Here is a 15788-nt window from a genome sequence, read left to right as displayed (position 1 = left end):
AGAGAAGGTGACCAAAGATGTCCGAGCCTGTACAGGAGACACCGGACCGCTACGGAGCCTATCCGCGGCTGAGCGCCGAACAGATCGACGCGCTGGCCTCCTGCGGGCAACGCCGCACAACCGGCACCGGCGACATTCTGTTCCACGAGGGTGATCCGAGCTACGACTTCCACGTCATCCTGTCCGGTGCCGCCGCGCTGATCGAGGGATACGGATCCAAGGCCGAACGGGAGATCAGCGTGCACGGGCCGGGCCGCTTCCTCGGCGAGCTCAGCCTGCTGGCAGGCCAGCCGGCGTTGCTGAGCGCCGTGGTCCGCGAGGCCGGCGAGGTGCTCAGCATCCCGGTCGACGACGTACGCGCCCTGGTCGCCCACGATCCGACTCTCGGCGACCTCATCCTGCGGGCCTTCATGATCCGCCGTTCCCTGCTGATCGAGATGGGCGCCGGCATCCGGATCATCGGCTCGCGCTACTCCACCGACGCGCGCCGGCTGCGCGACTTCGCCGCCCGCAACCGGCTGCCGTACCGCTGGATCGACGTGGAGCAGGACCCCACCGCCGAGACCCTGCTGCGCCAGCTCGGCGTCACCCCGCAGGAGACGCCGGTGGTCATCTGGCGCAGCCAGGAGGTGCTGCGCAACCCGTCCAACGACGAGCTCGCACGGGTCGTCGGGCTCGCTGAGCCGAGCATCGCCGGCTCCGACTACGACGTGGTCGTCGTAGGCGCGGGCCCCGCCGGTCTGGCCGCAGGCGTGTACGCGGCGTCGGAGGGTCTGTCGGTCGTGGTCCTTGACGCGGTCGCCGCCGGCGGGCAGGCCGCCACCTCGTCGCGGATCGAGAACTACCTCGGCTTCCCGGGCGGGATCTCCGGCGCAGAGCTGGCCGAAAGGGCCACGCTGCAGGCGCGCAAGTTCGGCGCCCGAATCAACGTGCCGGCCTCGGTTACGGCGCTGGACGCACACGACGGATTCCACCTGATACGGCTGGCCGACGGCACCGAGATCGCGACCCGGACCGTGCTGATCGCGACCGGCGCCCGGTACCGCAAGCTGCGGGTGCCCAGGCTGGCCGAGTTCGAGGGCACCAGCGTCTACTACGCGGCCACCGCCGCCGAGGCCCAGCTGTGCCGCGGCGACCAGGTGGCCGTGGTCGGCGGCGGCAACTCCGCCGGACAGGCGACCGTGTTCCTGGCCGGCCACGTGGCCCACGTCCACCTGATGATCATGCACGAGGACCTGAGCCGGGACATGTCGCGCTATCTCGCCGACCGCATCACCGCACTGCCGAACGTGACCGTCCACACCAGCACCGAAGTGTGCGAGCTGGCCGGACGCGACCGACTGGAGGAGGTGGTCGTGGTCGACATGAAGACCGAGCACTGCCGGCGCATCCCGGCCACGGCCCTGTTCGTGTTCATCGGGGCCGAGCCGTGCACCACCTGGCTGGACAAGCAGATCGCAGTCGACCGGCACGGCTTCGTGCTCACCGGCCCGGATGTGCCCGCCGACGACGTCACCGGCCTGCGCCAGGGCACACCTCGCCGGCCGTACCTGCTGGAGACGAGCCGGCTCGGCGTCTTCGCCGCAGGCGACGTGCGCAGCGGCTCCATCAAACGGGTCGCCTCCGCCGTCGGTGAGGGCGCCATGGCGATCCGGTTCGTCCATGAACATCTGCGCCTGCGCCAGGGCTGAACAGAGGCCGATGTCGGGTCCGCACGGCCGCATACCGTGGATACCGACAAAGCACTTCCATCACGCCGGATTCGGGTGGGTGAGAACATGCTGCTGACCTGACCTGACCTGACCTGACCTGACCTGAGCTGAGCTGCAGCAGCGATGGCAACTGGCGCCGGTGGCCGGCTGACTCGTGTGGAGGTAGGCGGAGGTTGAGGGCTACGGATGAGTGGACCCATACCGGCACGGCATGAGCGCCGATCTGCTGACCCGGTTCTTGCCGCGCTGGCCGTCGGGGCTGTCGTGTCCATCGGGGCGGTGTTGCTGACACCCGCGGCAATGAGCGCCACCGATATCGTCATGGTGGCCATTCGGCTGATCTTCGCGTGGCTGTGCTGGCAGGTCGCGACAAGGCCTCAGATAGCCTCGACGGCGCGCCGGTTCTGGCGCACTCTCGCCGTGACCGGCGTGTTGTTTGCGCTGGGCAGCGCATTGGGGGTGGCGGCCGGGTTCGGTCGTGCATCCCCATCCGAACGCATCCTGTTCGGGTCGTCGGCGCTCGTCGTCGTCGGCGTAGCGTTGGCGGGCTGGGCCATGCTCGTCTACCCGCTGAATGTGGTCGGCCGCGCCCGGATGCGGCTGCGCCTGGACGTGGCCACCGTCATGTGCGCCTTTGCCATGCTGGCGTGGCATGTCGTGTGCGAACCAGACGGCGTCCCCCCGGACAACACCGGCCAGCTCGCTGTCACGGTGCTCGGCTGCGCCGTGGCGCTGATCGCGGTTTTCGGGGCGGTGAAGCTGCTGATCAGCGGCTTGGCGCCGTTCACCCCTGGGGCAGCAGTCGCCCTGGGGGCAGGTGTGCTGATCGGCGCCTTGACCTATTTCAACGTGCTCAACATGCGTGCCGACGACGCCCAGACCCTCCAAGCAACCCAGCTGGCGTCGGCGTTCCTGCTGGCCGTCGCCGCCCGCGTGCAGTATCTGCAGATGCGCACCTGGCCCAGTGGCTTGACCATCCGCCCGCGCCCCGCGTACAGCCGCCCGCCTTACGTCGCGGTGGCCGCGACGCAGCTACTGCTCCTCCTCGAGCTGCGGCAGGAGGGATTGACCGTCCGCGGCTGGGGGATGTTGCTCCTCCCGGTCGCCGTCGTCGTGCTGGTGATGATCCGCCAGAACATGGCTTACGCCGACAACGTACGGCTGCTACGCGACCTCGACGAGAGCATGCGGCAGCTACGCCACCACGAGCAACGTTTCCGGTCCCTGGTCCAGCACGCCTCCGACCTCACGCTGCTGGTCGACGCCCAGGGCACGGTCCTTTACGCCAGCCCGGCGCTGCAGGACCTGCTCGGGGTGCAACCCGCACAGGCCGTGGGCCGGCCGGTAGCCGAGGTCCTGCGCCCCGACGATGCGTCAGTCGTCGAGCACCTGCTGGCGGACGTGAGAGCTGACGCTGACACCGGCGTGCGGCGCCAGTTGCTGGCGCACCACGTGGACGGCTCCCGCCGCTGGCTGGAGGCGTTGGCCACCAACCGGCTCGACGACGCGGGCGTGTCAGGCGTCATTCTCAACATCCGTGACGTGACCGAGGCCCGAGTGCTCCAGGACCAACTGCATCACGAAGCCACCCACGACCATCTCACCGGCCTGCCCAACCGGGCATTGCTCAACGAACGCGCGCGACGGCTCCTGCGCGACGCCGACCAGGCCACGCGTCACGTAGCAGTCCTCCTGCTCGACCTCGACGGCTTCAAGGCCGTCAACGACGAGCTGGGCCACCAGGTCGGCGACCATCTGCTCGTCGTCGTAGCCGACCGCCTGCGCCAGTGTGTCCGCCCGACCGACACTGTCGCCCGGCTGGGCGGGGACGAGTTCGTGGTCCTGCTGATCGGCACCACTACAGCCGGTGCCGTCGCCATCGCCGGGCGCATCCTCGAAGCGCTTTCGGCACCGGTGATGATCGAGGGGCGCCAGGTTTCTGCCCGCGCGAGCATCGGTGTCGCGGTCGGCTCCGGCGAGCAGTTCGACGCACTACTGCACGACGCGGATCTCGCCATGTACCAGGCCAAGCGCGACCCCACCGGCGCGGGCCTGCACGTCATCGACCACACCGCCGACCGGACGCCACCGGCGGCCCGGGCCGCCGAGCCCTCCTGACCGACGCCGCCACCGTCGCCGCGGCGCGGTCAACCGTCCACACCGGCACCGCGGTCCGGGACCTTGATGCGAGGCCCGGGCCAGGGCGGCCGGGTTCTCCAGCGCGATGTTGTGACCGGACGCGGGGATCACGACGCCGCGGACGTCGCGGGCCACTTGCGCGAGCTGTTCAGATACTGCGTCCCCGAGATAGGCCTGCGCGCCGATGGCCAGGACCGGGCAGGTGATCGGGTCGGCGTAGTGCGGGCGGTTCTGTTCGGCGTCGGTCTGGCGGGCGCGGAACATCTCCAAGATGGCCCTGGTGCCCGTCCGGCTGCTCGGCCGAGTGCACCATTTCGTCGATGTCCTCCTCGGTCAACGCGCTGGGGTCCCACATCTGGCGTCTGGCGTAATAGGTCCAGAATGGCCGTTCCCGCCCGGCCAACGTGTAGGCCCATCGGCGGGTAGGAGCCGCCCGCCGCCTGTACGTCGGCCAGAACTCCAAGGTCGTCCAACACTTCTAGGGTGCGCGGCTGCAGCCCCATGGCACGTGAACCGGGAGCGTGCCCTCAGCACTATCGACGAGTGACTGCGGAATGAGCGGGTTGTCATAGCCTGCGGTCATGAATGACGGCACGCTCTTGTTATGGAACGAGGATGAGGCGGATCGGGTCGCCGGTCTTGTTCTCCAGTCGGTGGATTGCGTCGGCGGCGTCGGCCAGTGGGATGTGGTCGGTGATGGAGGGAGCCAGGTCGAGGCGGCCGTTGGAGGCCAGCTGCACCAGTTCGGAGACCGACTCGGGAAAGCCGCCGTAGTGCCCCCGCACCTGCTTGGACAGGTAGTTGAAGGTCAGGCCTTCGCTGATGGTTAGCGGCTGGGGCGTGATGCCGACCAGGATGAGTGCGCCGTGCTGGCCGAGTGCTGCGGCGGCCTGCTCGCGGACCGCCGGGAAGCCGGCACAGTCGAAGGCGAAGTCCAGGCCGCGTCCGCCGGTGGCCGCGAGTATCTGGTCGGTGAAGTCGTCGGCGGTCGGGTCGAGTGCGAGGTCCGCGCCGAAGGCCAGGGCACGCTGCCGGGCGCCGGGCAGCGGGTCGATGGCGATGATCGGCGCGGCGCCGACCAGGCGGGCGATGCGGACGTTGTGCGCGCCCACTCCGCCCACGCCCCAGACGCCCACGGATTGGGCGGGACGGACGCCTGCGGTGGCCACGACGGCGGCGTAGGGCGTGGAGACCGCATCGGGGATGATCGCGGCCTGGTCGAAGGGAAGCTCGTCGGGGATGGGGATGAGGGTGTCCTCGCGGGCGAGGGCGTACTGTGCCCAGCCGCCGTCGTAGTCGATGCCGCGGGTGCGGATCTGGGTGCAGGGGCGGCGCCGTGCGCAGTCGGTGCACTGGTCACAGCTCTGGCCGGCCTCCAGGGTGACGCGGGTGCCCGCGGTCAGTCCGCGCTGGAGGCCGGGCCCGAGGGTGTGGATCACGCCGGAGACCTCGTGGCCGACGGTGACCACGTCGGAGGTGGCGAACAGCGGGACCAGGGAGCCGTCGATCAGGTGGATGTCGGAGAGGCAGACGCCGGCGGCTTTCACCTCGACGAGCACTTCACCCGGGCCGGGTACGGGGACGGGCACCTCCTCCACGACGAACTTCCTCGGGTCCATATGGAAGCGTCCGGCGAGCATCGTGTCCATGGTGATCCTTTTCTGTGCGTTTCCTCGATGGCTCGAGGTGCATGGTGCGGTGGGCTTCAGGCGTGGCGTGCGTGGATCAGGCGAAGACGTCCTGCTGGTAGCGGCCGTCTGCGTCGAGCTGGGCGAGCCACTGGTGGGCGGCCTCGTCGTCGCCGCCGGTGCGGTCGCGGTAGAGGGCGGCGAGTGATTCGCGGACAGCCGGGGCCATGCGGCGGCCGTCGCCGCAGACGTAGACGTACGCGCCGTCGTCGAGCGCCTGCCACACCGTGTCTGAGGCGGTGGTGACGGCGTCCTGGACGTAACGGGCCGGGTGGTCGACGACCGCGGAGAAGGCGGTGTGGATCTGGGCGATGCCGGTCTTCTCCCAGGCCTGCAGCTCCTGCTGGTAGAAGTAGTCGTGCCCCGGGTGGCGGCAGCCGACGAACACCTGCGACAGGCCGACCTGGGTGCCGTTGGCGTGCTGGCAGGCGCGCTCTTGCAGGAATCCACGCAGCGGTGCGACGCCGGTGCCGGGGCCGATGAGGATGAGCGGCGTGGCGGGGTCGGCCGGCGGGGCGAAGGTCGGCGAGGGCACGCGCACGTAGCCGTAGAAGACGTCTCCGGGTTGCAGGCGTGCGATGTAGGACGAGCACAGCCCCCGGTACTGGCCGTCGCCGGACAGGGCGGGTCCTTCCACCAGGCCGGCCGTGAGCCGAACGTGGCGCGGGTCGGCCAGCGGGGAGGAGGAGATGGAGTAGAAGCGCGGACGGATCGGTCCCATCATCGCCAGGAACGCGGCCAGCGGCAGGTCGATGGCGGTGAAACGCTCCAGCAGGCCCAGCACCGAGGTGCGCTTGCCGAGGATCTCCTCCTGGTAGCGCTGCTCGGCCACCTCGGTGTCGGCCGTGTAGGCCTCCAGCTGCGGCCGGGTCCAGGGGCATGCGGTGTGCTGGGCCAGGGTCTGGATCTGGGAGCGGGTGGCCACGTCCTGCAGCTCCAGGAACTCGGTGACCAGCAGGCCGGCGGTCACGGGCGTGCCCACCGGCAGGTGTGTCCGGCCGGTGCCGGGCTGGTCGAGCCGCAGCACCTGGTCGTGCTCGACACCAAGGCGCGCCAGCGCCCGCTTGACCAGGGCCGGTTCGTTCTTGGCGAAGACGGCCAGGTGGTTGCCGGTGGCGTAGGTGACCCCGTCCGGCAGTTCGACGGTCAGGGACTTGGCCGACGGGCGCGGCGGCTCGATCTGGAAGTCCCACAGCCCGGTCGCGTCGCTGACGAGTTCCTCATTGGCGACCACGGTCAGCGGGTACGCCTGGGCGGAGACGATCGCCGGGCGCACGTCCGCCTCGGTGAGCAGCTGGACCTGGTAGCGCGGCGCACCGTCGTCGGAGGTGTCGGCGGCGTACTCCTCGGCCAGGGTGGTCCACAACGTGTTCATCCAGCGGGTGGCCATGCCGTCGAAGTCGCCGGCGGCGTCGGCCACGCCCCGGTCGACGACCGAGGTGGCGCCGGCGGCCAGCAGGGCTTGCTCGATCCGCTTGGGGAATGCCTGGTAGGTCGCCACCCACTGGGTGTTACCGGCGCCCAGCAGCGCGAACCGCACGTCGGACAGCGAGCCCTCGGGCAAGCCGGCGGCGATCAGCTCGTCGAACCGCTGGGCGTTGTCGGGCGCCTTGCCGTTGTAGCTGGACGCGACGACGACGAGCAGGCCCTCGGTGGGCAGGTTGTCGCCCAGCTCGTCCAGGCCCGTCAGCGTGGTCCCGAAGCCGGATCGCTCACCGCGGTCGGCGATCGTGCGCGCCAGGTCCTCGCTGCTGCCCAGGCTGGAGCCGTAGGCGACGGTCAGGTTCACCCCGACACCGCTGACCGTGGCCTGCGCCCGTGTCTCGTCCGTCTGCAGCTCCACAGCACCGAACACGGTCCGCTCGTGCTCCTGACGGGTGCGCACCTTCAGCTCGAAGCCGCCAGGTTTGCGGGTCAGCGCCTCCTTGACGTCCATCTTGTAGTCGGTGGTGTCCGAGAACTGGAACTTCTGCAGCACCAGCGCGAGGGCCAGACGGGCCTCGGTGAGCGCGAACTGCCGGCCGATGCAGGCACGCACGCCGTTGCCGAACGGCTTGTAGGCATGCGGGTGATGCTTGGCGCGGTTCTCCGGTAGCCACCGGTTGATGTCGAACTCGTCGGGCCGGTCCCACGCCTTGGGGTGCGTGTGCAGCGGGCCCTCGAGGATGTTGACCCGCATTCCCTTCTTCAGTTCGTACCGGCCGCCGATGACGGTGTCCTGCAGCGGGGACTTGCCGATCAAGGGGATGGGAGCCCACAGGCGCAGGGTCTCCTCCAGGATCCGCGGGATCACGTCCATCTTCATGATCGTGTCGTAGTCCGGTACGGTGTCGCCCGGCATCAGCCGGTCCACCTCGGCGTAGGCCTGCGCCAGCACGTGCGGGTTGCGCATCAGCGAGTAGGCGGCGAACGACAGCAGACCGCTGGTGGTCTCGTGACCGGCGATGAGGAACGTCAGCACCTGGTCGCGGACGTTGTCGTCGGCCAGCAGCTTGCCGGTCTCCGGGTCGGTGGCCTCCAGCATCAGGCCCAGCAGGTCATCCTCACCGGTGCCCTTCCCCTCGCGGCGCTCGTTGATCACGCTCTCTACCAGGTCCTGCATCAGCTGGATGTTCTCGCGGTACTTCTTGTCGTCCGCCCTGCGCATCTTGGTCATCATCGGCAGCTCCTGTGAGCGCCGCAGCGACTCCACCAGCGCCTCCAGCAGCGCGTTGAGGAAGGGGTGCAGTTCCTCCTTGTCGAAGGACTGGAACCGATAGCCGAATCCCGACAGGGCGATGGTGTCCAGGGTCAGCCGCGTGTAGTCGTCGGTGATGTTGACCGGCTGGCCCTCCTTACGCTCCCACTTGCCCACCAGGTTCTGGGCGATGTCCAGCATCTGGCCGTAGTAGTTCTTCATGGCCCGCTGGCTGAAGGCCGGCATGAGGACACGGTGCGCCATGCCCCACTCCTCCTCGTGCTGATGGGCCGTGAACAGAGCCGCCCCCGCGAAGTCCCGGACGTGTTGCAGCGGCGTCTTCTCGATCTGCTTGAAGAACCGCGTCTCGTCGCAGACCTCGGCCACCAGGTCCGGGTCGTAGACGAACACCTGCTCGATACCGGCGATGTCCATGCTGTAAATGCCCTCGGGGAACCGCTTGGCCAGCTCGCCGAAGTACGCGACCGGGTTGGTGCTGGGGATCTGAGGCGTGTGGCCAAGGATCGGGATTGCGCGCGGTGAGCGGATGGGACGGTGCTTGGTCACGGGTTGCGCGGTCATGGGCTTTGCCCCCTTGCGAGAAGTGCGGGTAGCTGTCGATGGCCGTCTCGGCGCTGGCCACCCGCGGCAGGGATCGTCACCAACGACATCGCGCCGCCGGTGGTGGTCAGCACGGGTGAGGAAGCGTCTACGCATGCTCACCGACCTGCTGATTAAACTATCATCGCTGACAAACATATCAGCCACTCGCCCGCGGCCCAAGGTCAGCGCACCTAACTGGCTCAGGAGTGATGCAGATATCAGTTCTGAGGCCGGTGTGACGAACACATCAGGGCTGCGATAGGTTTGCGTTTGTGATGAAGCGTGGTTCGCAAGCGTCCGACAGCACGCTCGCGCCCAGCCGCCTCGAGCGGCGCAAGGCGCAGACGCGCCAGAAGCTGATCGCCGCCGCTCGCGTGATGCTCGCCGCCGACACGGCCGCGCAAGCGAGCATCCAGGAGATCACCGACGCCGCCGACGTCGGCTTTGGATCGTTCTACAACCATTTCTCCAGCAAGAGCGAGCTGTTCGCCGCTGCGGTCGACGAGGTCCTGGAGGAACTCGGGGAGCTGCTGGACCAGCTCAGCATCGACGTCGACGATCCTGCGCTGGCGTTCGCGCAGTCGGTCCGGCTGACCCTTCGCCTGTGCCGCGCCCGCCCGCAGACCTCGGCGGTGCTGGTCCGGCACGGGATGAGCTACGTGGACTCGACGCGAGGCCTGTCCCCCCGAGCGCTGCGCGACATTCAGGCCGGGATGGCCTCGGGCCGCTTCACCGTCACCGAACCGCTACTGGCCCGCGCCGCCGTCTCCGGTGCGGTGCTCGCCACACTGCACCTTTCCCTGACCGACCCCAGCCTCGTCGATGACCCCGCATGCGACCAGCTCGCCGAGCAGTTGCTGCGCCTGCTGGGCGTACCTGCCGCACAGGCACATACCCTGGCCAGCACGCCACTGCCGGTCGCTGAAATGCCCGCACAGGGCTGACCGGCGTCGGTTGCCGCACCAGCAGCGCCGGAACGGCGAACCAGGTGCAACCGGCACATGCAGCATCATGATGCTCGCAAGGCCAAGCGACCGCCCAGCCCGTGAGGTCCGCCGGCGTCCGCAGGCGGCGCGTACGCGCTCAGGAGGCCACCGTCACCGAGATGCTCTTGTCCCGCTTCGCGGCGTACATAGCATCATCGGCACGACGAAGGGTTGTCTCCGCCGGCTCGTCCGGGCTCCGCAGGGCGACACCGACGCTGATCGTGTGCCCGCGATCGGCCACCGCGGCGGCCATCCGCCCAGCAACCCGAACCGCCTCATCGTGGTCCGGCACGTCCAGTACTGCGATGAACTCGTCGCCGCCGACGCGGAAGACCTCGTCACTGCCGCGCAGCGCCTGGCGAATGGCGTCGGCGACCTCGGTGAGGGCACGATCTCCGGCGTCGTGCCCCCACATGTCGTTGATGACCTTGAGGTTGTCGATGTCCGCGGCGACAACGGCGGTGCGCGAGGGGATACTCGAAGCCAGTCGGCCGGCCAGCGGGCGACGGTGGCGCAGGCCGGTGAGCGGATCCGACTCAGCCATGGTCTGCAGTTTCTGCTGTCTTGACATGCGCTCGTAAAACACGGCGGCGTTCGTCATCAGCAACTCGAGCACGAACGCGGTGTCCGGGGGCGGCTGGAAGGCGATCTCGTCCATTACCAGCATCGCCGCCTCGAAATCGAGGCGTTCGGTACCCATGTGCACGGAGGCCGCGATCACGGTACCCACCCCGGCATCGACAAGCGGTTCGAATCCCCGGGCGTCAAGAACGCTCAGGTCTCCCCGCGAGTGCGCCGCCTGATGTCGACACGCAGCGTCCACCAGCCTGGACAGGCTCGGCGGCGGCAATGCACTGACCGCGTCGATGAGGTGCCGAGAACCGGTTGCGCAGTAGTCCGCCATGACGATGAGCGGCGGACCGCTCCACTCCGCGGACACGTTCACCCTGCGGACGAGAAGAGCCGCGCACCGCAGCCCGGACAGCTCGACCGCCGCACGGCAGGTGCGTGTTGCCAGCTCGCCGGGATCGTCAGCGGCGGCGATGTTCAACGTGTGACGCAGCAGCCATTGCGGCGCGCTCTCCTTGGACGGTCCGCCCAACTGATGGATCCGCCGGCCGAGCAGGGCACCGATCTCAGTCAGCGCCGCCTCCCAGTCGTCATGATCGGCCCGCACGCCGTCGAACTCGACGGTGACCACACCGATCGTGGGCTTGTGGTCGTGGTGCACCGGAGCGGAGATTGCCGAGCCGACCGACCGCTCGGCATACAGGTCGGGGTACTCGATCGAGGCATCGCGAAGCGAAACCGTACGTCCCTCGGCCAGGACACGTCCGGCGATGCCATAGTTCACTCGCGCCGCTCGGGGCGCATGCCAGACGCCGCTGCAGGCGACCAGATACAGATGGTTGGCGTTGGCGAGCAGCACATCCACCGATGCGGCCGAATGGGCGCTCACCGCGGCCGCCACAGCATTGCACGCTCGATGCACGGAGTCGCAGGCGCGCAGCGCCTCGTCCGTTTCATCGACAAGTTCCGTCACCGCAGTCATGTCAGCGGCCCCCCTCGCTCCGAGGGGCGACACAATGCTGGCACGGGCAGTGGCTGGCCGACTGCCGGGTACGGCGCAGCAGCGCGGGTTCGTCGATGGCGCCTTCGTCGGCAAGGCCGAGGAACGCGTCGACCACCGCCGGATCGAACTGGGTGCCCCGCCCCGACTCCAGCTCATTACGGGCCTGGGTCACCCCGAGTGCCCGGGCGTAGGGGCGGTCAACGCGCATGGTGGCCCACGCGTCGCACACCGAGATGATCCGCGCCTCGATCGGGATGTCCGTGCCGGCGAGGCCGCGCGGGTAGCCGTCCCCGTCGTACCGCTCGTGGTGCGCGGCGATCGGCGGTGCCAGATCCCGCCGGTTCGCCAGCTCGACGACCAGGCGCGCTCCTTCCTCCGGGTGGCGGCGCATCTGCTCCCATTCCTGCGCGGTGAGCCGACCGGGCTTCGCCAGCAGCGACTGGTCGATGACGATCTTCCCGACGTCGTGCAGCCGCGCCGCAGCCGCCGTGCGCACCTGTGCCGGACGATCGAGGCCCAACCGCGCGGCTGTCTGCCCCGCCCACCGGGCGACCGCAGCGGCGTGCTCCCACTCCCCCAGAACCGCATCGACCTTGTCGGCCAGCCACACGAGCTCGCGCGGCAGCTCGCTGTCCAGGTCGACGTTCGGCGTCAGCAGACCGACCGACCCGGTCGGCGTAAAAAATTCCCCCATGTTTGCTGCTCCTGTGCAAGTCGTAATGAAGAGGCAGGACATCGTTCACCGGCAGGCACGAGAAGCCGCGACCTCACTGAAGCGGGACAGCCGCTGAGCCTTGGCTTCCGCGACATGTTCGCGTGCGGAACGGCTACCGCAGCTCTCCAAGGTTCCAGTGCACTGCTGATGATTTGATCCGTACTGATGAAACTATCAGTTATTCACCGAGGCGCCAACGATCTGCCCAGAATGTCGGAAGTGAGGTAAATATCAGCACTGAAGGTTGGGGTGACCGGTGTTTGCCGGGTAGACGGTGAGGACAGGTTCGGCTAGCGGGAGGATCACGGCGTCTGCGGGCGCGAACCCGGTGAGCCCGGACCCAGCCTCTCCACCCATCCCGCATTCTCATGGCCGAGCGTGAAGGGCAGTTTCGCGGCGAATCCGGTGAGGGTCCGGGTGCCTGCATGATGTGCAGGCCGGAGTGGCACGCACCGGCACCGCCGACCCTGGCCAGGACCCGTCCCGGCCCGGGCTCGGGCACCTCGAGCAGCTCAGGCGGTTGTTGCCATTCGACGACTTGAAAAGCTCGCATGGCGAGCCTTTACGCGCGGCTGTGTCAGTCGCGGATCCCGTCGATGTCGACCAGGACATGGCGCGGGCCACGGAAGATCTGGTTGTGGCGGTACGGCGGCGGATCCTCGACGAGCCGCGGATTCTGCACCCGGCGGAAGAACTCGCTGACCGCGATCTGGACCTCAAGGCGCGCGAGCGGCGCGCCGAAGCAGTAGTGGATGCCCTGGCTGAAGCCGACGTGCTGGTTGTCGGGTCGTTCGAGGTCGAGCTTGTCGGGGTGGGCGAACCGTAGCGGATCGCGGTTCGCCGAGCCGTAGCACACGAAGATCGTCGAGCCCGCCGGGATGGTGGTGCCGGCGATCTCGATGTCCTCGAGGGCAGAGCGCGTGTGCCAGAACTGAACCGACGACTCGAAGCGCAGCAGCTCCTCGATGCCAGGCACGATGAGCTCGGGCCTGCGGCGCAGTTTCTCGAGCTGGTCGGGGTGCCGCAGCAGGGACAGCACACTGTGGGCGATCAGGTTGACCGTCGTCTCATGCCCCGCGAAGAGCATGAGCATCGCATTGCTGACCAGCGACCCCCCGGGCAGGCGCCCCTCCGGGCCGTCGTCGTTGCCCATCCCCGACAACATGCCCGGGCCGGGCTGCTTGCGGTACTGGTCGAACAGATCGGCCAGGAACTGCCTCATCTCGGCCACCCGAGCGGAAACCGCCGCCAGGCGGCGCTGCTGCTCCGGGTCGCTCGCCTCCGGGCCGAGGTCCAGGCCGTCGAGGGCCGTCTCGATCCAGTCGTGGAAGAGCGGGATCGACTCCAGCGGCACGCCCAGGACCTTGCAGATTACGGTCACCGGCCCGGGAAAGGCGAACTCGTCGACCACGTCGACACGGGTCTTACTCTTCATGCCGTCCAGCAGTTCGGTGAAGATGAGGCGGATCTCGGGCTCCATGTCGGTGATCATGTCGGGACGCTCGGGCGGCCCGAAGTGCCGCATAATCCGACGGCGATCCACATCGTGCTCCGACGGGTCCTCGGTGATGATCGTCGCCTCGAAGGGGTCCACCCCCGGGATCGCCCCGGGGCGCTTCCTCGTATCCGAGCTGACCCGGGGGTCGTGGAGCAGCTCGACGAGCTCTCGATAGGTGCTGACGACGTAGGTGCCGTCCGGTTGCCGCGACACCGGGGTCTTGCGCATCTCCTCGTAGAACGGGTACGGATTTGCGCGGTTGGCATTGCGGAGGGCCTGCTGCCAGGGCGTTTCCTGGACCATGGGGCTCCCCTCCTCCCTGTTGCTGCTGCCCGGTCGCACGCTCGATCGCCAGGCAGGTCAGCGACCGCGAGGCCGGAACTCGGCCGTCCGCTGGTTCGGGTCGTGGCCGGTCAGGACCACGTCGGATGTCGCCGTCGGGACGCCCGGTTCCGGGAAGTCGGCCGCGATCGGTTTCATGTCGTCGGGCCGGTCCCAGCCCGGTAGCGGGGGCGGGAACGCCGCCGACTGCTCGATCATCCGCCCGTAGTACTCCAGCCACTTGCCATTGTTGAAGGTGACGGCGGCGACGATGCGGCCACGGCGGCCGTAGGCGGCGGCGAAGCGGCGCTGTTTGGCCGAACCCTGGGTGAAGACGATCTCGTCGCCGAAAGGTGGCACGCCGACGGACTTGATGTTGACTCCGAACTGGCCGGACCAGAAGCCGGGCAGCAGCAGATGCGGGCGGTAGTCGGGCTCGAGGCTCACCATGTTGTGGGCCGCGACCTGGGCGCCGAGGACGGCATTGTCCCAGTGCTCCATCGCCAGAAACTGGTACTCGTACAGCACGTGGGGGGCGCGCGCCACGTCGCCTGCCACGTAGACGGAGTCGGTCACCACGCCGTTGATGTCGAAGGCGCGACCGCCGGCGTCGCAGCCGACACCCCAGAACCCGGCCGCCAGCCCGGAGCCCTCCAGCCATTCCACGTTGCGGATCGAGCCAAGCGAGGCCAGTACGACGTCGGCCTCGACGGTGGTTCCGTCCGAGAGCCGGGCACGCCGCACGTGTCCGCTCGCGTCGCCCTCCAGCGACAACACGCCCACCTCGCAGCGCAGGTCGACGCCGTGATCTCGCTGCATCTGTGCGGCGATCTCGCCGATCACCCCGCCGAGCGCGCCGACCAGCGGCGCCGAGCCCCGCTCGACGAGGGTCACCGGGATGTCGAGTTCCCGGCATACCGAGGCCACTTCGCAGCCGATGAACCCGCCGCCGATGACCAGGACCCGCGACGGCCCTGCCGCCAGCGCCTGTCGCAGCCGCGCGGCGTCGTCACGCGAGCGCAGCGTGTACACCCCCGCCAGGGCGGCCTCGGTCGGGTTGGGCCACTGCCGCGCGCGGGTGCCCGTGGCGATCAGCAACCGGTCATACGGCACTCGTTCGCCGTCGGCCAGGAGCACCTGCTTGGCGGTCCGGTCCAACCCGGTGGCGGCCACCCCGAGGCGCCACTGCGCATCCAGTTCCCGCAAGCGAGGCAACTCGGTGTGGTCGGCCGGCACCCAACCCTTGAGCACCTGCTTGGACAGCGGGGGGCGGTCGTAGGGCTCATGGGGCTCGTCGCCGATGATCGTCAGCGGTCCGCTGAAGCCCTCCTCGCGCAAGGCTTCGGCGGCCCGCAGTCCCGCCAGGGAGGCGCCGACGATGACGATCCGGCCGTTGGCCTTGAAGTCGCGCACCAGCTCTGCGACCCTGGCCGGCACGGTCATGACGTCACGCTCCGCGGCTGCGCACCTTCCAAGCGGTCGATCAGGATCGCTTGCACCGGGCAGGCCGCAGCGGCTCGCTCGACTTGCAGGCGCCGCGCGTCATCGGGATTCGGGTCGTAGGTGAGCGTCTCCTCACCACTGAGCCTAAAGACCTCGTGCGCCAGAAACACGCACTGCGCGTATCCCTGACACCTATTCAGGTCCACGACGATCCGCATCGGAAGTCTCCTTCCATCCTGGCCGTCCGACCGGTCCTGGCGGTATCTCGGCTACGCGCAGCTGTCGGGTGCCGCCAATCGGCCCAGCCGGGGCAACCAAGCCTCGTCCAGCCGACAGCGGTCCGTTGTGCCAGCGTCTTCGATGTCCATGGCCATCCGTTGGGGCCGCTTTACCGCCGGTAAGCCATAGCCGGGGTCCGCGGCGCACATCGCGA

10 protein-coding genes are annotated in these 15788 nt (G+C 68.8%); 3 read left to right on the top strand and 7 right to left on the bottom strand.

Annotated features, from left to right (window positions below):
- The first annotated feature begins 17 nt into the window (after positions 1-17).
- A complete protein-coding gene (locus F9C41_RS08940) occupies positions 18-1691 on the top strand; it encodes an FAD-dependent oxidoreductase (RefSeq protein WP_155386148.1) in 1674 nt (557 codons plus the stop codon).
- Positions 1692-2012: 321 nt separating this feature from the next.
- Entirely contained in the window at positions 2013-3830 is a 1818-nt protein-coding gene (locus F9C41_RS08935; RefSeq protein WP_196279685.1) for a sensor domain-containing diguanylate cyclase, read from the top strand.
- Positions 3831-4453: 623 nt separating this feature from the next.
- Here F9C41_RS08935 and F9C41_RS08925 read toward each other — a convergent pair.
- Positions 4454-5500, bottom strand: a complete 1047-nt coding sequence (locus F9C41_RS08925; protein WP_155386146.1) for a zinc-binding dehydrogenase — start codon at positions 5498-5500, stop codon at positions 4454-4456.
- A 76-nt stretch (positions 5501-5576) separates the two neighbouring features.
- Entirely contained in the window at positions 5577-8798 is a 3222-nt protein-coding gene (locus tag F9C41_RS08920) for a bifunctional cytochrome P450/NADPH--P450 reductase (RefSeq protein WP_155386145.1), read from the bottom strand.
- A gap of 296 nt (positions 8799-9094) precedes the next feature.
- Between F9C41_RS08920 and F9C41_RS08915 the strand changes: the two genes are divergently transcribed.
- Positions 9095-9763, top strand: a complete 669-nt coding sequence (locus F9C41_RS08915) for a TetR/AcrR family transcriptional regulator (protein ID WP_155386144.1) — start codon at positions 9095-9097, stop codon at positions 9761-9763.
- Between the two features lie 139 nt (positions 9764-9902).
- Here F9C41_RS08915 and F9C41_RS08910 read toward each other — a convergent pair whose 3' ends face one another.
- From F9C41_RS08910 to F9C41_RS08890, 5 genes are all read right to left on the bottom strand, one after another.
- Complete coding sequence (locus F9C41_RS08910) at positions 9903-11357, bottom strand: sensor domain-containing diguanylate cyclase (protein WP_196279684.1); 1455 nt, start codon at positions 11355-11357, stop codon at positions 9903-9905.
- Position 11358: 1 nt separating this feature from the next.
- Complete coding sequence (locus tag F9C41_RS08905) at positions 11359-12072, bottom strand: HD-GYP domain-containing protein (protein ID WP_196279683.1); 714 nt, start codon at positions 12070-12072, stop codon at positions 11359-11361.
- A gap of 598 nt (positions 12073-12670) precedes the next feature.
- The gene (locus F9C41_RS08900; RefSeq protein WP_230689441.1) at positions 12671-13933 is read right to left on the bottom strand and encodes a cytochrome P450; all 1263 of its coding nucleotides are present in this window, start codon (positions 13931-13933) and stop codon (positions 12671-12673) included.
- An 18-nt stretch (positions 13934-13951) separates the two neighbouring features.
- The gene (locus tag F9C41_RS08895) at positions 13952-15355 is read right to left on the bottom strand and encodes an NAD(P)/FAD-dependent oxidoreductase (protein WP_155386141.1); all 1404 of its coding nucleotides are present in this window, start codon (positions 15353-15355) and stop codon (positions 13952-13954) included.
- Complete coding sequence (locus tag F9C41_RS08890) at positions 15352-15573, bottom strand: ferredoxin (RefSeq protein WP_155386140.1); 222 nt, start codon at positions 15571-15573, stop codon at positions 15352-15354. Before F9C41_RS08890 ends, F9C41_RS08895 begins: the two co-directional genes overlap by 4 nt.
- Between the last annotated feature and the right edge of the window lie 215 nt (positions 15574-15788).

This window comes from Catellatospora paridis, assembly GCF_009720365.1.
In the GTDB taxonomy this organism is placed as follows: domain Bacteria; phylum Actinomycetota; class Actinomycetes; order Mycobacteriales; family Micromonosporaceae; genus Catellatospora; species Catellatospora paridis.
Note: the sequence above shows the minus strand (reverse complement) of the source record. Positions and strands in the feature narration are given on the sequence as shown.

Excerpts from the sequence above, each read along its gene's own strand:
- F9C41_RS08915 (WP_155386144.1), top strand. The coding sequence starts at position 9,095 with ATGAAGCGTGGTTCGCAAGCGTCCGACAGCACGCTCGCGCCCAGCCGC.
- F9C41_RS08895 (WP_155386141.1), bottom strand. The coding sequence starts at position 15,355 with ATGACCGTGCCGGCCAGGGTCGCAGAGCTGGTGCGCGACTTCAAGGCC.
- F9C41_RS08905 (WP_196279683.1), bottom strand. The coding sequence starts at position 12,072 with ATGGGGGAATTTTTTACGCCGACCGGGTCGGTCGGTCTGCTGACGCCG.
- F9C41_RS08925 (WP_155386146.1), bottom strand. The coding sequence starts at position 5,500 with ATGGACACGATGCTCGCCGGACGCTTCCATATGGACCCGAGGAAGTTC.
- F9C41_RS08920 (WP_155386145.1), bottom strand. The coding sequence starts at position 8,798 with ATGACCGCGCAACCCGTGACCAAGCACCGTCCCATCCGCTCACCGCGC.
- F9C41_RS08910 (WP_196279684.1), bottom strand. The coding sequence starts at position 11,357 with ATGACTGCGGTGACGGAACTTGTCGATGAAACGGACGAGGCGCTGCGC.
- F9C41_RS08890 (WP_155386140.1), bottom strand. The coding sequence starts at position 15,573 with ATGCGGATCGTCGTGGACCTGAATAGGTGTCAGGGATACGCGCAGTGC.
- F9C41_RS08940 (WP_155386148.1), top strand. The coding sequence starts at position 18 with ATGTCCGAGCCTGTACAGGAGACACCGGACCGCTACGGAGCCTATCCG.
- F9C41_RS08935 (WP_196279685.1), top strand. The coding sequence starts at position 2,013 with ATGAGCGCCACCGATATCGTCATGGTGGCCATTCGGCTGATCTTCGCG.